A 23,341-nucleotide genomic window follows, 5' to 3' on the forward strand; every position below is an offset into this window, starting at 1 on the left:
AGAACACCTTGACGTGCTGGGCCGGAATCAGCAGTACGCGGTGCCCCAACGCCTGCAAACGGCGGCCCCAATAATTCGAACTGCCACAAGCCTCCATGGCAATCGAGGTGATCGGGAGCTGGTGGATGAACTGGGTGAATTTGCCTGCCGAAAACCGGCGGTTCGATTTCACTTGGCCTTCGGCATCCAAGACGCAGACCTGATAGCAATTCTTTGCAAGATCGATGGCAACGAGACTAGGATTCATGACGGACGCCTCCTCATCTGTGACTGGTCGGTAGTACTTCCAGTCTGGCGCAACGTGACGCCGTAGGTGAAGGAGGCGTCCATCTCAACACCCACAAAGTTGCCCGACAAAAATTTGCCCGACAAGCGTGCCCGACATGCCCGACAACCGGGACACCCATAATTCCGTCCGGCTGCACTCCCCGGCCATGAAGCCTCGCTGACGGGGATATACGACAGCTCAGCCAGTGATCGACCGGCCAAGAATGTCGCTATTGCGAACCTTTCAAATGAGCATGATGGGGGCTGGGGGGGCTGGCTGACCTTCTTCGGAAATTGGTCTGCCCCGGGCGACCCGATCCTGCGTGAGAAATGCGCGCAAGTGGTCAGGTCGTTTAGAGGTCGCATCAGCCGCTGCGCGCTTCCGATGCCCTTGAGCCAGCCCTGCCCCATCGCCACGACTTTCACGATCAAGGCCAGGGCGGAGCCGCCCGCTCGCCGATAGCTTGTCTCGTTGACCTTTCAGCTCAGCTCTCTCACCGCTGAGCTGCTCTTCTGGACGTCCCGCTTCGCCTCTCGGTGGAATCCGTCCTGGAAAAGGCGATCGGCAGATTACCCACGATGGGCGCGAAGCCTGACAAATGGCACACCCGGAATTCGGCACCGCGACAACAACAGCGGATTGGGGTCCTGGATCTCGAATCTATGGCCAATCCACGACTTGAGCCGGCTTCTTCTGCTACTCGAAACTGTCGGCGAAAATCACGTCAACCAGTGTGGGAGCGGGTTGATAGAGGTGACCCAGCGCCGGACGGCGCGGATCGGTGGCCGGCAATCCAATCGTCGGTCCGGATCCGGTCAGTGCCGTTGTTGCGGTGACGACGCTGCCGGACTGTGCCGTATCCATGCCGTGCGTATCGCGCCATGCGGACCAGCCCATGTTCATCGGGCCTCCACCGCATTCGGTATCGCGCATGGCGCGCGAACTCGTCGTCTCGATCAGGTTGGTGCCGATGTCCAGTTGCGTGTCGAACGCGGCCGGCACGCTGCCGAGACAGGAATGCCACGCATACGGAGCCTCGCTTCCGCTGCTGACGATGTTGTGGCTGAAGCGGCTTCCAAAGCTGGTCGGGTTGAACACCCCCCAGCTGAAGGTGAGCCCGGCGCCGACGAGCGTGTTGTGGTGGACATCATGGTTGCGCATATAGCAGGTTTCCTGGAAGCACTGCACTCCGAGGCGCACGCCCGCATTGATCAGGAGGTTGTGATGGATATGGACATCGACCGAATTGTATTGCGCCGATACTGCGATACCGCTCGAGGTCGCGTTCGCCGTCGAAAAGGCAATGTAGTTTTCGCGATAGGTGTTCCCCTGCGAATTGTCCTTGTCATGGATGCCGCCCGAGGTCGCGCCCAAGCGGATCTGGTTGTTCTCGATCAGCGAATCGCCGGCATCGAACAAGGTAAATGCATAGGCGCCCGAGCTCAGCATCTGGAACGGGCCAAAATCGGAATCCTGCACGATCAGGGCATGGCGCGAGTTGTTTCCCGTATCACCTCGACCATGTACGAAGGCGGGATTCTCGCTCGGTGCCGATCCTTCACGGCCCTCGACGAAACGCAGATGGCGCAGAACCAGGCCCGGTGTGCTCGGATCGCTGAAGATGCCGTATTGCTGGACATGACGGATATCGAGACCTTCGAGGCGCGCCCCAGGCAACTGGTCGATGCGGACCGTGATCGAACCCGCGTAGTCCAGATCGATCTCCGGCACTTCGTCCGGATAGGCGAGGATCGTCTTCGCATGCGTATCGCCGATGATGAAGCCGCCGGTCAGGTAGCTTCCGCGGCGCAACATGATCGCCTGGACGGGGCTGGTCCGCGGCAAGGCGTAGCCGAGGGTGCGGTACGGCTGGGCGAGACTGCCCCGGCCTGCGCTATCGATCCCATCCTCTGCGACAAAGACAAATGGGGCGGTCGCCACGTCGATGGCGATGCTGTGCGTCAGCACCTGCTGGGGTGACGCGCTGTCGCGGATCTCGACCTCGATTGCGACCGAGGTCTCTGTTGCAGGAGTGAACCGCAGTGTGCCATGGCGGAAATCGATCGACACGCTCGAGGGAGGCATCGGTGTCCCCCCCATGGTCACCGCGATGATCCGGAACTCATACGGGAAGGTGCCACCGACGACGCCGAGCCTCGATTCATACGGCAGGCCGGGATAGGCCATGCCACGCACGGCGGACTCGCCACGCAGCACGCGCAGCGGACCACCCGGGAGCGTTTCCGGAACGACAACCGACGCACCGGGAATGCTGAGACAACGGATGAACACCGGGGAAGAATCGACCGGTACCGTGGCCGGTGCGAGTTCCGAAACCGCGCAGACCTGACCCGGTGGTTGGGCGACAACGTCGATGCCAAGAGCCGCCCCCGGCAGCGCCGGCGTGGCAAAGTCAAATTCGTCATTCAAGTTTGCGGTGAGCAGCTCACCGGCCCGATCCAGTTGCACTTCGGAACCCAGCGCAAGTCCCTCGACGCGCACTACGACCGGTATGGATCCCTGGCGGCCGGTGGCTCTAACGGTTTCGGCATGAATGGAGTTTGAAACAAGGAACAAGACAAGAAGCAGGACCCGCGATGCGAGCTCGCGTTGGCGTTGCAGCGACATGGAGGGCAACCTTGGCTGTGGCGTCACATTGTGCAGAATACCCGATCACCTCGGTCTCTGCCCTTCGTTCCCTGCGCTCTTCGTTACTGTGATCCTTGTCTTGCAGAAGGGGATGTCCCAATCCCACCGCCCCAACTCCATCACGGTTCGCGTCGCGCCCGGTTGCGTGATTGCGCAGGCGGAAAGATCACCGGGACCGACAGGGCAATCAGGGCGCAACGTCACCCGCGCGCTCGGCAATGGGGCGGACATCCTGGACCAGCGTGATCAAGGTCTTGCCTGGCTCTTCGATCATGACTTCGTGAGCGGACTGCTCGAACCAGACCAACTTCTTCTTCGGGGCCTTCACCGTCTTGAACCATTCTGCCGCCAGCTCGGCGGACACGTTGTGGTCGTGACGCCCGAGAAACAGGAACAAGGGAGTCTTGAGCCTGCGAACGGAGGTCATGTCCAGGGTCAAAACTCCGGCCAGCAGGTGCTCCATCGAGAATTCATTGGCCTTCCAGATTCCGGCTACGTCATGGTCGGAATACTCCGGCGACAGGGCCATCGCCGCCGCTTCGGCATCACCACCCTGGCGATTGTGAACCATGCCGCCGTAGTGGTTCAGCCATTTTCGCTGTTGGAAGAGACTGTCGAGCGCAACAGCCTCATCGCCCTGCGCATAGGGGGCGAGCGCTTCGAGTTCAGCCACCGCCTGCGCGTTTCCGTCCTGTTGCGCCTGCTTCAGGGTCCAGGCCCAACCGCGTCGCTCGCTCTCCGGTGCATTCGAGATCTGCCCGATGCCGATGTATGCATGCAGCCACTCCGGCCGGCGCCGTGCCAACTCCAATCCGAGATAGCTGCCCCAGGAATGACCGAGTACGTACACCTTCTTCTTGCCGAACGTCGTGCGCAACCAGGCCACCATCTCCTCGGCGTCGGCGATCATGCGCTCGCGCGTCATCGTCGGTGCGACCGTCGCCGGATCATTGGCAAGATAGGTCTTGCCAGCGCCGCGCTGGTCCCATTGGACAACGGTGAAATACTCCTCCCAGCCTCGCTGGAAATACCAGCTGGTCGGCATCGACACCCACCCTGGCCCGCCGTGCAGCATGAGCAGGATCGGATTGCGGCGGTCGCTGCCTCGAATCGATACCCACTGGTCGATACCGCCGATGCGGACCTTCTCGAGTCGCTCGACACCGTTGTCGGCGACCACCCGGCGCAATTCCGCGATGATGTGGGTCGCCTCCGCGCGATCGTGTGGGCCCGGCGGCTCCGCGGCCTGCATGGTTGTACTTGCGCCTGCAATGACGACAGAGAGAAACCCGAAAATCAGCATTTTCATCAGCGTCCCAATGTTGTATCAGCGGGGTGGTCGATTTTGTCACGCTGGGCCGCAATTCAAAAACCGCGAGCCGCAAGGGATTGGCATGACCCACAATCCGCCGCCCATCGCCACCGGGAATTTCAGGCGCTGCGCATCACGGCAGGACCTGCAGCCGAAATTTCGGGACACCCGCTCTCTCTGCTGTGTCGCGCCGCGTGAATCATCAACTCCCTGCAACTGGATGGGCGCGCTCGGCTCTCGTCGCTGAAGAAGGCCGGAGCACGCCGGCTACGGGCACCACGGTCCAACGAGGTAGCCTGAAGCAATCGGCCTGCCCGTGACGCAGGATCCGCTTGGCATTCCGGATGTCCCGATCAGTGCCGCCTTCACCTCGCCACTCTCGTAGCGACCGGCGTTGCGCCACGTGGACGGGCCATCCATGTCATTGATTCTCCTATGTGTAGGTCATTCGCCTTATGGCCCGGGCGCGGCGGCGCGAGGACAGTTCGAGCACCATCACTGCCGAGGATTCGCTCATGCGTCCATTGCTCGTCTACGATCTTCCGACCCGCCTCTTTCACTGGATGTTTGCAGGCTTTTTCATCACGGCGTTTGCCATCGCCAATCTGGTCGACGATGACTCGGCACGCTTTTCGCTGCATATGCTGGCTGGCCTGGGCATGGTGTGCGTGATCGCGCTGCGCCTCATCTGGTCCCTGGTCGGGACCCGTCACGCACGGCTCGGCGACCTCGCCTTGAACCCGATGCAGCTGGTGGCCTACTTCAAGGGCATGTTCTCCTCCGGCAGCCGGCGCTGGATCGGCCACAATCCAGCATCGAGTTGGGCGGCGGTGGCGATGGTGAGCCTGGGGCTCGGACTCGGCATCACGGGCTATCTGATGGCCACCGGCGCCGGGAGTGACTGGATCGAGGAGACCCATGAGGTCATGGCCAATGCCTTCCTGGTGATCGTCCTGCTGCACGTCGCCGGCGTGGTGGCGCACGTGCTGCGACATCGTGACCGCATGGAATCGAGCATGATCACCGGAAGAAAACAGGTGTCTATCGACAATCAGGAATCGGTACCTGCGCGTCCTGTCGCCGGTTTGGCGTTCGTCCTGGTCACCGCGATCTTCATGGGCTACCTGTCGCAGCACTATGATGCACAAGCGCGCACCCTGGATCTGTTCGGAACCACGCTGCAGTTGGGCGAAGGCGAGCATGACGCTCCCTCCGGCAACATTGACGATGACGAGGACCACGACGATCGTGACTGAAGGATCCGGCCCAGAGTCCGCCGTGAAGACGGACGCGGATGATCGAACGCGACGCGGTGGCGATCCGCTCCAGATCGGCGAGCGCGCCGTCATCGCAGGCGTGCTCGCCCTGATTGCGCTGCTGGCTGGCGTGGATCTGCTGATTGAAGAGCGCCAGGGCGTTGCGTTCTGGCACGTCCTGGTCGAGACCATGGTGGCGGTAGCCGCGTGCTTCGGTGCATTCCAGCTGCTGCACGGCGCCTGGCGGCTGCGCAAACGCCTCGATGCCCAGGACCGCGATTTCTCGGCCTTCAGGCAGGAAGCCGAGGCGTGGCGCATGGGGTCAAGGAAATATCTGGACGGCCTGTCCCGCTCGATCGGCCGACAAATGGAGCAGTGGCATCTGTCGGCAGCTGAAATGGAAGTCGCATTCCTTCTGCTCAAGGGCCTGAGCCTCAAGGAGATCGCTGCCGCGCGTCAAACATCCGAAAAAACCGCGCGCGTCCAGTCCAGTGCGATCTACACAAAGTCGGGACTGTCCGGCCGATCGGAGCTGTCGGCCTTCTTCCTCGAGGACCTGCTTCCGCCCGGCAACGCCTCGCCGACCGACTCCACGACCGGCTCGAACATCGGCCCACCTGGAAACTGACGCGATCTTACCGGCTCGTCGAGACGTGTGGATGAGGGCGGTGTCCAATGGGCGATTCGGAAAGACTCGGGGCATCCACGCTGCGACAACCGTTGCGACAACCGATGCAACAACCGGAACGCCCATGATTTCGCCCCGGTGCACCCGTTACAACCTATCGCGTCCCTGGCATGTGCCGGACGAGGATGGAATCACTACCGCGCGTGATTCGTTCTTGCTGCAATGCCCGCCGGTGCGTTTGGCCTGATCCCGCGCGGCGAGACCGCGGACGTTGAATTCGGCCTCCATGCGGCGGTGATTCACCTCATCGCGGAAGGATTGCTGCATCCGGGTGGACAGGCTCCTGCGTTCGCGCAGTTCGACCTCGCGGGAAGCGGCGAAATGGACCTTCAAGACTGCCCTTTCCTGGCTGCCCGTGACTGACCATGAATGTCCTGACCGCTGCCTGTTGGACAGCGGCGCCGATGGGCCGCTTGACAAAATAGACCGACCGGTCTATTAGCTTGTCAATGACGCACGTGACCAAACATCAACTGTTGGCGCAGGGCATCGAACTGTTGCTGCGTTGCGGCTACAACGACCTGGGTATCTCCGCGCTGCTCGAAGCGACCAACACCCCGAAAGGATCGTTCTACCACCACTTTCGCTCCAAGCAGGACTACGCCCTGCAGGTCATCGACCTCTATATGCAGGACGTCCATGCCGGTCTGGAGGAGTGCCTCGGCGAGAGTACCCGACCGCCACTCGAGCGGATCCGTGACTTCTTCGAGGCCAGCGAAGAAAAGTATCGGACCCAGGGCTATATGGGTTGCCTGCTCGGTGGCCTGGGGCAGGAACTGTCCGGCATAAACGAAGCTTTCCGTCACAAGGTGGAAGAGTGCCTGGAGCAGATCGCTGGCCGACTGGCCGTATGCCTCGACGAAGCGAAACAGAGCGGCGATCTGCCAAAAGACGCAAACCCCCGAAAGCTCGCCGAGCTGCTCGTCAACTGCTGGGAAGGCGCGGCTCTGCGTACCCGCCTGCGACGCGATCCAAGGCCTCTGCGGGAAATGCTCGATTTCTATTTCCTCGCAGCTGCGGGGTCACACGCATGAAATGCCCTGCTTACACCCGGCTCTGTCCTGGTCGGCACCACCATGGGCGAATTTCGTCCCGGTAGCCGGCTCTTTCCGAAGCACACACACGAGGAGAAGCCACGATGCGAATCCAGAAGAACGATGTCCCCGTTCGAATCAATGTCCCGGGCGCAATTGCTCGCCAGCAGACGAACTTCGGTGATGCCTCAGGCTACGGAAAAATCAGCGGCGAATACTTTTCGCTGGGCGCAGGCACCGATATCGCGCCCTTGCTCCAGGGCCTCGATGGCGACCTCTGCCAGGCACCGCATTGGGGCTACATGCTGCAAGGAAAGCTGATCGTGACCTACGCCGACGGCGAGGAGGAGCCTGTCAGCGGGGGAGATCTTTTCTACTGGCGCCCGGGTCATACAGTGAAAGTCGACGAAGATGCCGAAGTGGTCCTGTTCAGCCCGCAGCACGAACATAGCCGCGTAATCAATCATATGCTCGGAAAGATGGGCGGCTGAACGCTGCAAAGGGGCCGGCGTTGCCGGCTTTTTTGCACGACAACCCCGCTGACAACCGCCTACCGGCAATAGCGGGGATTCGCACAACGCAAGGCCGATGCCTTGCCGGGAGCGATGATGCATGGAATCGAGCGGACGTCGACTGCCTGCTGATCCTTGCGCACGCCCGTCCGCTTCACGCTGCCGGTCACGCGGCCGGCGCGATGAGCATGCCCCGACGTCGTGCCGTGCGCAGCAACAGGAAGACCGCAATCGTCGCCGACAGGATCACCAGCACCGAACTCTCGGGCCCGAATATCCCGCCCGTCAGCCAGTCGGCCCCGGCATAGCGGCTTTCGAGGGGCGCCATGGCTCGCCAATCTTCGATACCGGAAAGCGGCACGCCGCTGAGCAGGATCGTGAAATTCCATGCGGCGTGATTGGCGGCCACTACCCACAGGTTGCGTGTGAGGATGAACACGCCGGCCCAGAGCAGGCCGAGCACGATCACCGACACGAGCATGGTCGTTGCATCGAGCCTTCCGCCTCCGGTGACGTTTTCCAGATGCGGAACAGCGAATACCACCGCCTGCACCGGCAGCGCGAAAGCCGTTCCCCAGGCACGCTCCAGCACCCGGAACAGCAGGCACCGATAGACCAGTTCTTCGAGCATGGCTGCAATTCCGATCAGGGCCGCTGCGCCGAACAGCGCCGCCGAAGGACCGCGATAGTGGACCAGTTCGTAGGCGCCAATCGCGAACAGCAGCAGCATAGGAAGTGCGATGAGGGCAGCGCCACCAACGCCCCATGCGAGCAGGCTGAGCGGCTGCAACCGCAACTCGGTAGCGTCGCGCTTTTCGTGCCAGTGCACGTAGGCCCAATAGCCTGCGATCGCGGCCGTGAAGATGCCCGCGCGCCGGATCATGCTGAGCGTCTCGAGGCTCGGATGAGCCGTCGCATCGATCAGCGGAAGCAGGCCCTGCCGGAAGACCACGATCGCTCCGAGAACCATTGCTCCGCCGAGCAGCAGCGAACCGAGCATTCGTACGGTTGCGCGAACATGCCTCCATGCGCGGGTTGTCTGCTTTGGCGTGACGGCGTGGATTGGATCCGCACGTTCGGGCGGCGTGGTGTCGTTTCTCATGTGGACCCTGCTCAAGAGCGGACCTGCGAAGGCTCGCGAAGAATCGTACGCACCACCGACCCGGATGCGCGCTTTCGAGCACTCTGACGAAGACGAGCACGGATTCTCCGATACTCGCGCCTGCAAGCGACGCGCTCCCGCGAAGCCGACCATGCTCCGCATGCTGAGATACATCCCATGCGCCGCGGGTTGCGTGCCCGATGGTTTGATCGGCCCTGCTGGCCGATCATGCAGGGATTCCGGTCGTGCGCAACGACCCGGACACACATCCTGTCATTCGGGACGGTCCGGTTGTGTTGGGTCAGGCTGCGTGCGGTCGCCGCTGCCGCCGAGCCGACACGATGCACTTGAACCCGCCCTGCCCCATGCGCGGCTATCACCGGGAGAACGGCGCTGGAGCGGGACAACGATCCGGGCTTCTCCGCAACATCCACCCGGAAAGGCGAGGCGTTCGGGCAGTTCCGACGAACCCGTCCAGATCCGACCGCGCCGGAGTTCGCAGGAAGTGCCCATCGAGGCACCCGGCGGTCAACTGCTCCCGCTCGGACAGCGGGAGTTCGGGATCTACCGCCTCCCGATGCGCTTCCCGATGGGGCGGGGCCAAGAGGCTTGCTACCCAATGCGTGCCGCCTGCACTCAAGGAGCGTCTGAACCTCCTTGAGACCGATTTCAGCGAGGTTCATCGCGATGCGATGAAATAGCCGCATGCGAACCAGCGAAGCAGACCATGGGTGAGCCGCAAGAGGGGCTCGAATTCGTCATCGTGCTCAACGATGCGTCGGGCCGCGATTCCGATCAGGACCTGCCCGCACGCATCCGGGCCTGGCTCGGGGAGCGCGGACATCGTGTGCGCGTGCATGGGCTTGATCGGGATGGTGATGTCGTCTCGGCCTGCAAGGCTGCCGCCAAAGATGCCAGGCAGCGCAGTGCGATCCTGGTCGCCTGCGGCGGCGACGGCACGATCAATGCCGTTGCGCGGGAGGCCCTCGATGCTGGGGTGCCGCTGGGCCTGCTGCCGCGCGGGACATTCAACTACTTCGGCCGGGCCCATGGCATTCCATCGGACCTCGAGCCGGCGCTCGAGATCCTCGTGCGTGAGCCGGCGCGACCGGCCCAGGTCGGGCTCGTCAATGGCCGCCCGTTTCTCGTCAACGCCAGCATCGGCCTTTATCCGGAGCTGCTCGAAGACCGCGAAGGATGGAAGCGCCGCATCGGGCGGCACCGCGCGGTCGCGATTATTTCCGGGCTCCATACGCTCCTGCGCGATCATCGACTGTGGTCGATCGAGATCGACGACGGTTCCGGCCGGCGCCGCTTGCGCACGCCGACTCTCGTGGTCGGCAACAATCCTCTGCAGTTCGCGCGCCTCGGGATCGACGGCGCGGAGCGGATCGGGCGCGACGCGCTGGCTGCCGTGACCCTGCGCGCGATCGGCAAACTCGGCCTGCTTGGACTGACCCTGCGCGGCGCGCTCGGTCGTCTCGGCGAGGCCGATGATGTCTCGATCCGTCTGGTCCGATCGCTTTCGGTTTCGCTGGGCCGCCCTGGTCGACGCGTCAAGGTGGCACTCGACGGCGAAATCACGCGAATGCGCACGCCGCTCGAATTCTCGATCGCGAAGCGACCGTTGCTGGTGCGGGCGCCCCATCCGGCGACCAGCGGGGACGATCCCGGATGAGGTCGTTCATTCACATGTCCGACACGCACTTCGGCACCGAGGATCCGTCTGTCGTCGAGGCTCTGGTCTCTCTTGTCGCCGCACAACGGCCCGGTCTCGTCGTGCTCAGTGGCGACGTGACGCAGCGCGCGCGTCGCGGCCAGTTCGAAGCAGCGCAACGCTTCCTGGACCGGCTCGGGCTGCCGACACTCGTGGTCGCCGGCAACCATGACATACCGCTGTTCAACCTCGTCGCACGCTGGCGCAGCCCGTACGCAGGATTCCGTCGCGCTTTCGGCGACGGTCTCGAACCGGTCCATCGGGCGCCGGGCCTGCACGTGGTCGGCGTCGATTCGACGACGCCGTGGCGTCACAAGGACGGTGAACTCGATGCGGCGACGATCCGGCGCGCCTGCGAGCGGCTCGAGGCCTCCGAACCCGGTGTCGTGCGCGTGGTCGTCATGCACCACCCGCTGCTCGCCATCACCGACTCCGACCTTGCGAACCTCGCCCATGGCCATCGCGAGGCTCTCGGCGCATTCCGTGATTGCGGGGTCGATCTGCTCCTCGGCGGACATATCCACCTGCCCTACGTGCGCCAGGCCCCGGGCCCCGCGCTCGATCCCGAGCGACCGTTGTGGATCGTCCAAGCCGGCACGGCCGTCTCGAGGCGAACCCGCGACGGGCATCCAAACTCCGTCCACATCGTCCGCTATGATGCCGAGCGCTGCCGCGTGGTCGTCGTCGAGCAATGGGACCACGATGCCAGCGAGGGCCGGTTCACTCTGGTGCGCTGCGTGCCGATGACACGGGACAGGAATGCACGCGGTTCGCTTGGCGGAGCGACGGCGGCCGACGTTTAGACGCCCCGATCCCGCGGCTCCTGCGAAGCGCCACTCCTGCCAAGCGTCCCTTGTCCTCGATTCCTGGGCAGAGTCGAGGTCCACGGATTGGCATTGGGACCTCCCCGCTGGTGTCCGTTCATCCGTCGACAGGCCGTGGACGAACGCGCCTGTGACGAGCGGTGGAATCGGCGCCCGGATGGCCAGCACGTTGGGGGATCCTGGAACCCGTACCCACCTCGGATCGGTGGGGTGACCATGGTCAGGAAATGGGCAGTGCCCTGGTTGCGCCTGTCCCTTTCCGGGATGCAATAATCGAAATTCATCCATTCGCCCTTCGCTGCGGAATGCGCTCTTGAATCGACCTCGCTCGCGTCTCTGGATCTGGTTTGGCTGGCTGATTCTGTTCTATTCCGTTTGGGCCTGGCTCGTTTTCGTCGAGGGCGGTTGGCCGGTCGCCAAGGCCCATTGGCCGATGGCCATGGCGATGGCATTCGGCAGCTATGTCGCCGGTTCGACGCCCATGGGTGGCGGTACCGTGGGTTTCCCCGTCCTCGTGCTGTTTTTCGAACAGCCTGCCACGCTCGGGCGCGATTTCAGCTTTGCCGTGCAGGCCATCGGCATGACCAGTGCCAGTATCTTCATCATGGCGCGACGCCAGCCGCTGGCCTGGGTCATGTTGAAGGGAGCGGCCCTGGGTTCCCTGGTCGGAACGATTTTCGGCATCCTCTTCATCGCGCCGCTGGTGCCATCGCTGTGGATCAAGGTGCTCTTTGCCGTGGTGTGGGCCAGTTTTGGCGTGCTGCACCTGTACAGAATTGGCGAAATAGCTTCGCATTCCGGAATGACGAGCCCCGGTGAGCAATGGGACTTCCGGGTCGGTCTCGTCGTCGGCCTGCTGTCCGGGGCTACCGTAGCGGCCGTCACCGGGGTCGGCATCGACATGGTGCTCTATGCGGCGCTCGTCCTGTTGTGCCGCGCCGACCTGAAGATTGCGATCCCGACCTCGGTGGTCATCATGGCCTTCACCTCGTTGATCGGGATCGCCTTCAAGAACATGTTCACCGGCGTCGAGGCTGGCGTCTACGAGAACTGGCTGGCTGCGGCGCCGGTCGTGGCCCTCGGCGCCCCGCTCGGCGCCTTCGCGGTTGGGCTGATCGGGCGCAAACCGACACTCCTGTTCGTCGCCGTCCTCTGCGTGGGTCAATTCGTCTGGACCTGCTACGCGGAACGCATGGCCCTCGGCGGCATGGGCATGGCACTGGCCGTGGCCGCCGTGGTGCTGGCCTTGTTCGGGCTCGAGCGTCTTCGGGCCTGGGGGAAGGTTCTCGGCAGGGAATCGCCCGGACGCGCGCCACATTTCATTTCGGACCTCGATGCGCCCCACGCCATGCTGGCGGATACCGAAAAAGGCAGTGCCGTGAAAGCTCCGGCAGACGCAACCGCAACCGGAACGCCCACGAAGTGCGCCGCTGAGCCTTGATCGGGACACCGGAGCGAGCGCGAGCGCAACCGGCGCAGCCACGCAATATCCACACCGTGACCCGGGGTCGGTCGACGGCGGAGACGGGCTCCAGGAAGTCTGCGACTCGGAGCGCGGGGAATCGACGGAATCATGGATGTCCCACTTCCCGCAATTCCCGGGATGGCTCCCGCCATCAGACCAGGCACCCGGCTTCGCGGATGACGCGCCACTGACCAATGGGACATGGCGCCGCTCGCTCCGGGTGCTATGAAAGCTGCCGGGTCGCAAATGAGGTCCTGCCGCCGTGCCGAACATCACCCGCCGACAATTCCTGGCCGTTGCCGCCGCGATCGGAGCAGAGCTGGCCTGGAGCCGCCAGGCCCCGGCCGCTTCGAAAGTGACGTGGCATGAGCGGCGCGATCTGTATGCCGAAGGCGTGGCCTCCGCCGAGCCGGATTCCGACAGCGTGATCCTGTGGACGCGGCGGCCATTCGCGAATGCCGAGCGCGGGCGTCTCACCGTGGAAGTGGCCGAGGACGCCGCGTTCACGCGCGTGTTGAGCCAACGAGCGGTCACGGTGCTGGCGGAATCGGACTGGACCTGCCGCGTGCTCGCGGCGGGCCTCGCGCCGGCGACGGAATACTGGTATCGCTTCACCGACGATGAAGGCAACGGCAGTCGTATTGGCCGAACCCTCACGGCACCGCGTGAGCGCGACGGGCGCCCGGTCCGCTTCGCCTTCGTCTCGTGCCAGTCGGTCAACGAGGGTGCGCAGAACGCCTACCGCCGCATGATCCACGAAGACGAAAAGGCGCCACGTTCCGCGCAGCTTGGTTTCGTCCTGCATCTGGGCGACTTCATCTACGAGGTCGTGGAGTACCCCGACGAGATCAAGACCCGCTACGACCGCACCATCTACGACATTGGCCGCATTCCGGATTCGCGCAAGGTCCTGGATTTCCATGTACCGACCACGCTCGAGGGGTATCGCCACGTCTACCGCGCCTACCTGCGCGATCCGGACATCCAGGATGCGCGCGCACGTTTCCCGTTCGTCTGCATGTGGGACAACCACGAGTTCTCCTGGCTGGGCTGGCAAGGCCACATCCGCTATCCGGGAGAAGCCGAACCGGCGCAGGCGCTGAAGGTGGCGGCCAACCAGGCCTGGTTCGAGTACATTCCGGCGCGCATCAAGAAGGCCTCGGGACCGGGGCTCGATCGCTTCGACGCGCCGAAGGTCGTCAACGCGCCGATCGAGACCTACGACGAGAACGGCCTCGGCGTCGAGCCGAACAACCTCAAGGCCATCGAAAGCCTGATCGCCTATCGCGCCTATCGCTATGGCCGGCACGTCGAACTCGTCATCACCGATCGCTTCAGCTTCCGTATGCGCGATCCGACCGACCGACCGGAAGCCTCGACCCTGGGCAGTGCGGATTTCCTCGGCATGTTTCCCGAGGAAGCCATGCGCATCATCGACGGCGGCAGGGCCTACGCGGATGGCAAACCGCCGCAAAACCTGTCGGACGGAATCGTCAGCATCCCCAACTTCCGCAAGGATGAAGCGCCGGTCACGATTCTCGGCAAGACGCAGAAAGCCTGGTTCAAGAAGACGCTCGCCCACTCACGGGCGACCTGGAAGATCTGGGCGGCGACCGGCGGCACGCTGGACTGGCGCGCCGATCCGCAGAACCTTCCGGAGGGCCTCGGCAAACCCTGGCCGGTCAGCGGCTATGCCGGATTCGGCGGCGACGACTTCGGCACGGCCTACCACGAACGCGCCGAACTGTACGACTTCGTCCGCGATCAGCGCATCACCGGTTTCGCCGTCGTGTCGGGGGATCGTCACAGCTTCTGGGCCGGCTATGCCGCCAAGGCCCTGCCGCCAAGGGACTTCGAGCCGGTCGGCATCGCCTTTGTCACCGGGTCGATATCGGCGCCCGGCATGGTCGAAGCGCAGGAGCACAAACTGAGGAAGGATCATCCGCTGCGGCCGTTGTTCCTGGCCGAGGCACCCGGCCAGCAGCGCACGCAGGCGACGGTCAACCTGACCTTGCACCGCGGTGTGCGCAGTGCGCTCGAGTACGCAAAGTCCGGCGACCTCGCCGCCGCCAAGGCGCTGACCAATCCGGACCTGTCGCCGCATCTCGAATTCATCGACATGGGCGGCCATGGCTATTCCGTGGTCAGCGCATCCGCCGAAGCCATGCAGACCGAGTTCGTCTGCATACCACGCCCCATTCGCCGCTCGACATCGCCCGACGGGGGCGAACTGCGCTATCGGGTCGTACACACGGCAAACCTCTGGAAAAGCGGAGAAAAACCCCGGCTCGAACAGAAGGTGCTCGAAGGCGATGCGGAGTTGTCGACCTGAGGCATCGATGAGAGCCGGCAGGCCGGCATCGTCACGGCGGGACGACTGGTTCTAGAGCACAGCCACGCCGAACACGATGGCAAGCACGGCCAGCGCGAGCAGGGCGAGGAAGATCATGAAGATGATCTTGGCGATGCCGGCGGTGGCACCGGAGATTCCGGAGAATCCGAGCGCACCGGAGATCAGCGAGATGATTCCGAAAATGATGGCCAACTTGAGCATGTAGAGAACTCCCTTTGAATGGCGGCATGCGTGCGACGACGGCTGCCGGGGCGCGAATCTGGAACTTCTTCCAGCGTCGCGACGAGATGTGCAGGGATTCTTACATGGCAAAACGGTGTGGGAAGCCGTTTTGCTGGCAGTCATTCAGGTCTCGGCATGCAAACGACCACGGCATCCGCTCCGCGCAACGGACACACGGACATGCCGATGCCCAGCTCCGCGCTGCGCGGAATGAGTCGCGACTCCGTGCGAACTATGCCAGCAAGGAATCGAAATCGGCGCTGGGGTAGTACGCGAGCCTGCGCCTCACGGCGGCGACCTGTGCCTGGCTGAGGCGTTGCAAGCCTAGACCCGGTTCGCCGCTTCCACGGCTGATCGAACTCGATTCGCCAATGTGGTTCGCCCCCAGCAGGGCAGGATCGAGCCGCGGTTCGATGCCGCCGATCTGCCGGACGATTCGCGAGATCTCGCCGTGCTTGTCCCGGAGGAGATCCTCGTAGCGAACGAAGACGGGATCGATGACGTTCGCGCGGGCGTAGTTCTGCCACGACACGTGGAAGTTGAGGTACCAGGGCAGCGCAAAATCGATCACGAAGTCGATCAGGCGTTCGTCATCGAGACCGGCAACGTCCTCGGTCAGCCATGCAAAGGAATAGCCGCTCATGCCCATCCCGAGTTCGGGCAGTTCGCATTTCCTGCGCAGGTCCCTGGCCAGGCTTTCGATCGAGTCGAACAGGTTCCTGGTCAGCAGGATCGGTCGAATGCCGAACAGGTTCAGCAATTGCACGTTGTGCGGCGTGCCCTTGGTATGCAACTGGCTGACCGCCCCGCAGGCCGTGGCCGTCACCAGCGCCGGCAGGTAAAGATCGTGCTCGTTACTCGAGTAGGCATAGCACAGCGGCATCAACGGCAGGTCCAGCGTTCGGGCGAGCACGCTGGCGAGAAACGTCGAGCCGGATTTGGGTGTCGCGATGACCGCGTAGACCGGATAGCGATCCGGCACGATGCTCTCGACCTGCGCTGCCGTGACCGCCTTTCGTTCGGCGGCATTGCCCAGCGTGGTGGCCACATAGGGCTCGAGATGGATCGGTTTTACGGGTTGCACAGGTCACATGCTCCTTCGAGGTGTCGGGTCACGGGCGTCGTCTCGCGAGCAGGACGACCGCAGTCCCGCGCGCATTCGGGAACTCCGGGGACACCGACTCGTGCCCGATTCAAGTGTTCTCTCGTAGCCTGCGTGTCCCGACGCCCGCCGCGGATCCGTCATAGCCCCATTCCCGAGCCCGTAGCGGATGGCACCCGAGGAGGCGCACGCTTCAGGCCTTGCGCCATACCAGCCAGGCCGACAGGATCACGGCAAGGATCAGGGTGGCGATGTGGAACCCGGTGAGATTGGCCCAGGCTACCGCCGTGGCCATGTCGCGACCCATGGTCAGCAAGGTTTCGCGCATTGGAATGCCGAGGAATGAAGCCACACGTGCGGCCGCCAGCAGGTAGCCGGCATAGGCGCAGGCGACGATCGTGCTGAAGGCCGCGATCAGGGCCCCGCTCAGGCGATGGCCGAAGCCCTGTCGGCGCAGCACCCACGCGATGAACGCGGCGACGGCGAAGGCGACGCCGATCAGGTCGAAGCGCAGATAGAGTTGCAGCACGCACCAGACCGCGCCGGCGGCAAGTGCGCACATCAGGGCCGTGGCGATGCCGAGGAAAAGGTTCGCCGATGGTTTTCCGTGGACCTCAGCGGACATCGACGGCAACAGCGCGGTTACAGATCGGGAAGTGGCTCATCAGGAAGCGTGCCGGAACGAAGGGTTGCGCGATGATACCGGCCGACACCACTTCGCGTAACCGCCAGAAGTCGCGGGGGACGATCATTGCGCAAGTGTCGGTTTTGCAGGCTGCAAGTCGGTGGGTTGAGGTCCTTGCGAGACTGTCCTTCGACTTCGCTGCGCTACGTTCAGGACGAACGGGGTGCGGGCCTTCGACTTCGCTGGGCTGTGCCCAGGACAAACAGGTCGATGGGGGCTCGCTGTTCCTGCTCCCGCCAGACGGAGAAGCACCCGATTGGGAGCGTCAGCGCGGATCCGTTCTCTCGTCAGCGCGTGGGGGCCGCATGACATGCGCTCACGCCGCCCTCTCTTTCTCCGCTCCGGTTGCGAACAGACGCTGGACTGAACCGGGAACCGGTACACCCGGAGCGGCGTCGTCGGCGGCAACCGGTTCGGCGTAGTGCGGACTGATTGGCACCACGCCCGACCATACCGCCAGGTCTCTGTCCGCAGGATCGTCCTTCGGTCCACCGCTGCGAACCTTCGCGCTGGCGTCTTCGATGGTAAATCTCAGCAAGGCGGTGGCGGCCAGTTCATTCTTGTCGGCCGGTCGTGATTCGGCGGCACGTCCCGGAATCAGGGCATCGACGAATCGCGCGAAGATGGCGGCCTTTTCGGTCGGATCGACGACTGCAACGGCCTTGCCGAAAGCGACCACGGAGCGGTAGTTCATCGAGTGGTGGAAATGCGAACGCGCCAGGACCAGGCCATCGACGTGGGTCACGCACAGGCAGGTGGCAATGCCCTCGCCCACCGTCTTCATCAGGCGGCTGGCGATCGAGCCGTGCAGGTAGATCGATTCGCCTTCGCGCGCGTACAGCATCGGTATGACGAAGGGTTGTCCGGCCGGATCGGCAAACGATACGTGCGCCACCCAACCCGCATCGAGGATGGCGTGGATGGTCGGCGCATCATAGTGGCCGCGCTGGGCGACGCGCCGGACCTTGTGACGGACGTGCTTGGGCATGGCTGGAACCTTCGATGGTGCGACTTGACGAACGCATCATGTCAGGTGAAATTGGCCCCTTCGAGTACCAACCCCTGATGATTCAATAGGACCAATCATGTACGTGGAACTGGATGGGCAGGGTCCACGCTACGCGCAGCTGATCCGCTCGCTGAAGTCGGCCATCCTCGAAGTGCGCCTCGCGCCCGGCTCGCGCGTGCCGGCCAGCCGCAACCTGGCCAATGAGCTCGGCATTTCGCGCAACACCGTGCTGGCCGCCTACGAACAGCTGCAGGCCGAGGGCTTCCTGCATGCGCGGGTCGGCTCGGGCAGCTACGTGGCCGATATCGGCAACCGCCTGCCCGCGCCGCCCAGGGTCGGCGTCGTGCCGGTCGCACCGCTGTCGGACTATGCGCGCCGCGCCCTCAATGCCAGCGATGGCGCGTTCGTGCCGGGCCATGAGCACAAGGGCCTGCGCTACAACCTCCAGTATGGCGTGCCGCTGACCAATCCGGCCCTGGCCAGTGCCTGGCGCCGCGAGATCAACCGCGCCGTCGAGCGCGCCGAGTTCGACTACCCCGACGCGCAAGGCCTGCCGGCCCTGCGTGAACAGATCTGCGACTACCTGGCCCGCCGGCGCGGCGTGACCGCCTCGGCCGACGACGTGCTGGTCATCTCGGGGACGCAGCAAGCCTTTGCACTGGCATCGCGGGCGCTGCTCGACGACGGCGACTCGGTGGTGCTCGAGGATCCCCACTATCGCGGCGCGCGGCAGATCTTCGCTGCCTATGGGGCTCGCGTGCGTGGCGTGCGTGTCGATGACGAGGGTCTCGTTCCCTCTGCCCTGCCGAACCAGGCGCGGCTCGCCGTGGTGACGCCCTCGCATCAATTCCCGACCGGCGCCTTGCTGCCCCTGGCCCGACGCATGGAACTGCTCGAGTGGGCCGCACGGCAGCACTGCTGGATCATCGAGGACGACTACGACGGCGAATTCCGCTTCGGCGGACGACCCTTGGCCGCGCTGAAATCGCTCGATCGCGACGGGCGCGTCATCTACATCGGCAGCTATTCGAAAACGCTGTTTCCGGCACTCCGGCTGGGCTACATGGTCCTGCCGGCCTCGCTGCGCGAGGCATTTCGCGCGGCGAAATGGCTGGAAGATCGCGGCAGCAATACCCTGGAACAGGCCGCACTCGCGCATTTCATGGCCACTGGCGGTTTCGAGCGGCACTTGCGCCGAGCGGCACAGAGTCTGCGTGCGCGCCGGGCGGCGATGCTGGCTGGCCTGCGCAAGCACGCCGGCGAGGCGCTCGAAGTGGTCGACTCGAACGCCGGCATGCATCTGACCGCCTGGCTCAGGTCCGGCACCCACGCCGATTGCGAGCGGCTGGCCGCGCATGCGCGCGAACGCGGGCTGGGTCTCTACACGGTGGCGCCATATTCGCTGCGCACCGCGGCACGGCCCGGGCTGCTGCTGGGCTACGCCGGATTGCCACCGGCCGACATCGAAGCGGCCCTGCGCCTGCTGGGTCGCTGCCTGCGCGAGACCGGGTTGCTGGCTTGATCGCGAGGGCGGCGCCCCGATATCTCTGCGTAATCAACGCCAAGGCCTCATAATGGCCGGCCAACGCCGATGAAATTGCCGAAGACTGTCTCGACATGAGTGGCTATAGCTCAACCTCAGAACCGGTCCGCTTCGAGCGCGACTGCCCGGCGGTGATGGTGCCGCAGGGCGACAGCGTGACCCTGCCCGCCGGACAGGCGGGCTACATCACCCAGGCGCTCGGCGGCAGCTTCACGGTCTTCGTCGACGGCAACCTGTTCCGCATCGCCGGATGCGACGCCGACGCGATCGGCAAGACACCGCCGGCGCCGCTCGAGCTGCCGCCCGATGCCGCCGACGCCGATGTCGAGAAACTGGTCTGGTCGCAATTGCGCACCTGTTTCGATCCCGAGATTCCGATCGATATCGTCGAGCTTGGCCTGGTCTACGACTGCGATCTCGAAAAGACCGAGGATGGCCAGCGCAAGGTCAACGTGCGCATGACCCTGACCGCACCGGGCTGTGGCATGGGCGAGATCCTCGTCGAGGACGTGCGCAGCAAACTCGAGATGATTCCGACCGTCAGCGAGGCCGACGTCGACCTCGTGTTCGACCCGCCGTGGAATCACAGCATGATGTCGGACGCGGCGAAGCTTGAAACGGGGATGTTTTAGACGCGGTGTCGGAGTTGCCTGGCGGGATCCGTTCCCGCTGTCCGATGCCCTGCCGACGGCGATGACCGAGGCTTGCCTTGCTTTTCCCGCCGGCGGGAGAAGCACTCGGTTATGAGCATTAGCGCGGTTTCCCTCTCCCCTCGGGAGAGGGTGGCCCGCAGGGTCGGGTGAGGGTTCGGACTTGCCGCTGGTCTGGTTATCCCGTGCCGCGCATGCCCTGCCCCTCCCAGATGAGAGGGGCGGGCCGGGCTTATTCCGCGGCAGCAGGTGGCTCGCCGGGCGGCGTTTCGAGTTCGCCGGAGATGGGCGCGGTGCCTCCGAGGTCGGCGTCGCTGGCGTCGTCATCCGGTGACTCGTCGTCGATCGCGTCGAGGCGGACCAGGCCGACCAGGTTCTCATCCTCGGGTAGACGGATCAGGGTCACGCCCTGGGTATTGCGGCCGACCTTGGCAACCTCGGCGGCGCGTGTGCGGACCAGGGTGCCCTGGTTCGAGATCAGCATCAGTTCGTGTTCTTCGGTGATCTGCACGGCCCCGACCAGGGCGCCGTTGCGTTCCGAGCACTGGATGCCAATGACACCCTGGGTGCCGCGACCCTTGCGCGGATACTCGGCCAGTTCCGTGCGCTTGCCGTAGCCGCGTGCGGTGGCGGTGAGGATGTCGCCATCACCATCGCGCACGATCAGGCTGACCACCTTTTCGCCCTTGGCCAGGCGCATGCCGCGCACGCCGGTGGCGGTGCGGCCGGTCGAGCGCACGGTGTTCTCGTCGAAGCGCACGGTCTTGCCGTTCGAAGCGAACAGCAGGATGTCGCTTTCGCCGTTGGTCATCTGCACGTCGACCAGGGCATCGTCGTCGGCAAGGCCGATTGCGATCTTGCCCTTCTGCAACTGGTAGGCGTACTCGGTCAGCGGCGTCTTCTTGACCGTGCCGTTCTCGGTCGCGAAGAACACGAACATATCCTCGGAATATTCGTGCACCGGCAGGATCGCCTGGACCTTCTCGCCTTCCTGCAAGGGCAGCAGGTTGACGATCGGCTTGCCGCGCGCGTTCGGGCCGGCATCGGGCATCTGGTAGACCTTGAGCCAGTACACACGGCCGGTGCTGGTGAAGGTCAGCAGGGTGTCGTGGGTATTGGCGATCCACAGGTGCTCGACGAAATCCTCGTCCTTCAGCGCCGAGGCCGAGCGGCCCTTGCCACCACGCCTCTGCGCACGATAGATGCTTGCCGGCTGGCGCTTGGCATAGCCGGTATGCGACAGCGTGACGACGACGTCCTCGGGCTCGATCAGGTCGAGCATGTCGAGCTCGTCGAGGTTGGCCTGGATCACGGTGCGTCGCGCGTCGCCGAACTCTTCCTTCAGCGAAACCAGTTCCTCGCGGATGACCGCCAGCAGACGGGCCGGATCCTCGAGGATCTCGATCAGGGCGAGGATCGTCTTCAGCAACTCCTTGTATTCGTCGGTGAGCTTTTCCTGCTCGAGACCGGTCAGGCGGCTCAGGCGCATTTCGAGGATCTGCTGGGCCTGCGTCTCCGAAAGCTGGTAGCCGTCCTCGCCGAGGCCGACGCCCGCATCGAGCTTCTCGGGCTTCGACACATCGGCGCCAGAGGCCGACAACAGCGAGCGGACCAGGCCCGGCTCCCAGCGCCGCGCCAGCATGCGCTGCTTGGCTTCGTCGCTCGAGGCGGAGGTCTTGATCAGCTCGATCATCTCGTCGATGTTGGCCAGCGCGACGGTCAGGCCTTCGAGGATGTGGGCGCGATCGCGGGCCTTGCGCAGATCGAAGATCGTGCGCCGGGTGACCACTTCGCGGCGATGGCGGATGAACGCCTCGAGGATCTCGCGCAGGCCGAGCGTGCGCGGCTGGCCGTCGACCAGGGCGACCATGTTGATGCCGAAGGTCACCTGCAACTGGGTCTGCTGGTAGAGGTTGTTGAGCAGGACGTCGCCCATGGCGTCCTTGCGCACCTCGATGACCACGCGCATGCCGTCCTTGTCGGACTCGTCACGCAGCTCGGAGATGCCCTCGATCTTCTTTTCCTTGACCAGCTCGGCGATCTTCTCGATCAGGCGTGCCTTGTTCACCTGGAACGGCAATTCGCTGACGATGATGGTCTCGCGGCCATTGGCCTCGACTTCGACCTCGGCCTTGGCCCGCACGAGGATGCGGCCACGCCCGGTGCGGTAGGCCTCGACGATGCCGGCCGAGCCGTTGATGATGCCGGCAGTCGGGAAATCCGGCCCCGGCACGATCTGCATGAGGTCCTCGAACGAGAGATCGGGATCGTCGATCAGGGCGATGCAGGCGCCGAGTACCTCGGAAAGATTGTGTGGCGGCACGTTGGTCGCCATGCCGACGGCGATGCCGGCCGAGCCGTTGACGAGCAGGTTCGGAATGCGCGCCGGCAGTACGCTCGGCTCGAGTTCCTTCTCGTCGTAGTTGGGCTGGAAATCGACGGTTTCCTTGTCGATGTCGGCGAGGAGTTCGGAACTGAGCCGGTGCAGGCGGCACTCGGTGTAGCGCATCGCCGCGGCGTTGTCGCCATCGACCGAGCCGAAGTTGCCCTGGCCGTCGATGAGCATGTAGCGCATCGAGAAGTCCTGCGCCATGCGCACGAGGGCGTCGTAGATCGACGAATCGCCATGCGGATGGTACTTGCCCATGACGTCGCCGACCACGCGCGCGCACTTGACGAAGGGCCGGTTCCAGACCGTGCTCGACTCCTGCATCGCGTACAGAATGCGTCGATGCACGGGCTTGAGGCCATCGCGCACATCGGGCAAGGCACGCCCGACGATGACGCTCATCGCGTAGTCGAGATAGCTCTGCCGGACCTCGTCTTCGATATTGACGCGTATGACTTCTTTGGCGAACTCAGCCATTGAGTATTTCTTCCATACAAATCAGGAATTTACGATCGCTGCCATGATCGCTTCTTGACGCCGGATTGGCCGCGGCGAAAACAC

General features: G+C 64.1%; 20 protein-coding genes and 1 pseudogene. 10 read left to right on the forward strand and 11 right to left on the reverse strand.

From position 1 onward, the window contains the following. The 3 genes and pseudogenes from BM125_RS21025 to BM125_RS17500 all read right to left on the reverse strand — a co-directional run. Positions 1-109, reverse strand: a pseudogene (locus tag BM125_RS21025) (IS110 family transposase); the annotation flags it as partial. Positions 110-964: 855 nt separating this feature from the next. After that, complete coding sequence (locus BM125_RS17495) at positions 965-2,698, reverse strand: right-handed parallel beta-helix repeat-containing protein (RefSeq protein WP_139225097.1); 1,734 nt, start codon at positions 2,696-2,698, stop codon at positions 965-967. A gap of 406 nt (positions 2,699-3,104) precedes the next feature. Then, entirely contained in the window at positions 3,105-4,226 is a 1,122-nt protein-coding gene (locus BM125_RS17500) for an alpha/beta fold hydrolase (RefSeq protein WP_092410384.1), read from the reverse strand. A 518-nt stretch (positions 4,227-4,744) separates the two neighbouring features. Between BM125_RS17500 and BM125_RS17505 the strand changes: the two genes are divergently transcribed. Together BM125_RS17505 and BM125_RS17510 are read left to right on the forward strand one after the other, a co-directional pair. Next, positions 4,745-5,485, forward strand: coding sequence for a cytochrome b/b6 domain-containing protein (locus BM125_RS17505; protein ID WP_175498174.1), 741 nt, complete (start codon positions 4,745-4,747; stop codon positions 5,483-5,485). Between the two features lie 22 nt (positions 5,486-5,507). Next, a complete protein-coding gene (locus BM125_RS17510) occupies positions 5,508-6,113 on the forward strand; it encodes a helix-turn-helix transcriptional regulator (protein ID WP_217647910.1) in 606 nt (201 codons plus the stop codon). Between the two features lie 147 nt (positions 6,114-6,260). Here the strand turns inward: BM125_RS17510 and BM125_RS19990 are convergent, their stop codons facing one another. After that, complete coding sequence (locus BM125_RS19990) at positions 6,261-6,506, reverse strand: hypothetical protein (protein ID WP_139225098.1); 246 nt, start codon at positions 6,504-6,506, stop codon at positions 6,261-6,263. 116 nt (positions 6,507-6,622) lie between these two features. Between BM125_RS19990 and BM125_RS17520 the strand changes: the two genes are divergently transcribed. Both BM125_RS17520 and BM125_RS17525 read left to right on the forward strand, forming a co-directional pair. Next, entirely contained in the window at positions 6,623-7,207 is a 585-nt protein-coding gene (locus BM125_RS17520; RefSeq protein ID WP_092410393.1) for a TetR/AcrR family transcriptional regulator, read from the forward strand. 104 nt (positions 7,208-7,311) lie between these two features. Then, the gene (locus tag BM125_RS17525; RefSeq protein ID WP_092410395.1) at positions 7,312-7,698 is read left to right on the forward strand and encodes a cupin domain-containing protein; all 387 of its coding nucleotides are present in this window, start codon (positions 7,312-7,314) and stop codon (positions 7,696-7,698) included. Between the two features lie 187 nt (positions 7,699-7,885). Here the strand turns inward: BM125_RS17525 and BM125_RS17530 are convergent, their stop codons facing one another. Beyond that, positions 7,886-8,719 (reverse strand): CPBP family intramembrane glutamic endopeptidase, encoded by an 834-nt coding sequence (locus tag BM125_RS17530; RefSeq protein WP_175498175.1) that lies wholly within the window; start codon positions 8,717-8,719, stop codon positions 7,886-7,888. Between the two features lie 829 nt (positions 8,720-9,548). Here BM125_RS17530 and BM125_RS17535 point away from each other — a divergent pair. From BM125_RS17535 to BM125_RS17550, 4 genes are all read left to right on the forward strand, one after another. Next, a complete protein-coding gene (locus BM125_RS17535) occupies positions 9,549-10,499 on the forward strand; it encodes a diacylglycerol/lipid kinase family protein (protein WP_092410399.1) in 951 nt (316 codons plus the stop codon). Positions 10,500-10,513: 14 nt separating this feature from the next. Further along, on the forward strand, positions 10,514-11,341 hold the full coding sequence (locus BM125_RS17540; protein ID WP_217647912.1) for a metallophosphoesterase family protein: 828 nt from the start codon (positions 10,514-10,516) through the stop codon (positions 11,339-11,341). A 334-nt stretch (positions 11,342-11,675) separates the two neighbouring features. Beyond that, a complete protein-coding gene (locus BM125_RS17545) occupies positions 11,676-12,803 on the forward strand; it encodes a sulfite exporter TauE/SafE family protein (RefSeq protein WP_092410403.1) in 1,128 nt (375 codons plus the stop codon). A 286-nt stretch (positions 12,804-13,089) separates the two neighbouring features. Then, positions 13,090-15,159: an alkaline phosphatase D family protein gene (locus tag BM125_RS17550; RefSeq protein WP_175498176.1), complete on the forward strand. Its 2,070-nt coding sequence runs from the start codon at positions 13,090-13,092 to the stop codon at positions 15,157-15,159. Between the two features lie 51 nt (positions 15,160-15,210). Here BM125_RS17550 and BM125_RS17555 read toward each other — a convergent pair whose 3' ends face one another. The 5 genes from BM125_RS17555 to BM125_RS17570 all read right to left on the reverse strand — a co-directional run bounded on the left by BM125_RS17555 (position 15,211) and on the right by BM125_RS17570 (position 18,177). Then, positions 15,211-15,381, reverse strand: coding sequence for a DUF1328 domain-containing protein (locus BM125_RS17555; protein ID WP_092410405.1), 171 nt, complete (start codon positions 15,379-15,381; stop codon positions 15,211-15,213). A gap of 253 nt (positions 15,382-15,634) precedes the next feature. Further along, complete coding sequence (locus tag BM125_RS17560) at positions 15,635-16,486, reverse strand: sulfotransferase family protein (protein ID WP_139225099.1); 852 nt, start codon at positions 16,484-16,486, stop codon at positions 15,635-15,637. A gap of 211 nt (positions 16,487-16,697) precedes the next feature. Continuing rightward, positions 16,698-17,129, reverse strand: coding sequence for a hypothetical protein (locus BM125_RS17565; protein ID WP_092410409.1), 432 nt, complete (start codon positions 17,127-17,129; stop codon positions 16,698-16,700). Further along, positions 17,119-17,256, reverse strand: coding sequence for a hypothetical protein (locus BM125_RS20355; RefSeq protein WP_175498177.1), 138 nt, complete (start codon positions 17,254-17,256; stop codon positions 17,119-17,121). Before BM125_RS20355 ends, BM125_RS17565 begins: the two co-directional genes overlap by 11 nt. Positions 17,257-17,505: 249 nt before the next feature. Continuing rightward, positions 17,506-18,177: a pyridoxamine 5'-phosphate oxidase family protein gene (locus BM125_RS17570; protein ID WP_092410411.1), complete on the reverse strand. Its 672-nt coding sequence runs from the start codon at positions 18,175-18,177 to the stop codon at positions 17,506-17,508. Positions 18,178-18,274: 97 nt separating this feature from the next. On the opposite strand from BM125_RS17570, the gene pdxR reads away from it, so the two are divergent. Both pdxR and sufT read left to right on the forward strand, forming a co-directional pair. Further along, positions 18,275-19,720, forward strand: coding sequence for a MocR-like pyridoxine biosynthesis transcription factor PdxR (gene pdxR, locus BM125_RS17575; protein WP_092410413.1), 1,446 nt, complete (start codon positions 18,275-18,277; stop codon positions 19,718-19,720). Between the two features lie 95 nt (positions 19,721-19,815). Beyond that, positions 19,816-20,373, forward strand: coding sequence for a putative Fe-S cluster assembly protein SufT (gene sufT, locus BM125_RS17580; protein WP_092410415.1), 558 nt, complete (start codon positions 19,816-19,818; stop codon positions 20,371-20,373). 250 nt (positions 20,374-20,623) lie between these two features. Here the strand turns inward: sufT and gyrA are convergent, their stop codons facing one another. Continuing rightward, on the reverse strand, positions 20,624-23,257 hold the full coding sequence (gene gyrA, locus BM125_RS17585; RefSeq protein ID WP_092410416.1) for a DNA gyrase subunit A: 2,634 nt from the start codon (positions 23,255-23,257) through the stop codon (positions 20,624-20,626). Positions 23,258-23,341 lie beyond the last annotated feature (84 nt).

It is taken from the genome of Dokdonella immobilis, assembly GCF_900115085.1.
GTDB lineage: Bacteria > Pseudomonadota > Gammaproteobacteria > Xanthomonadales > Rhodanobacteraceae > Dokdonella > Dokdonella immobilis.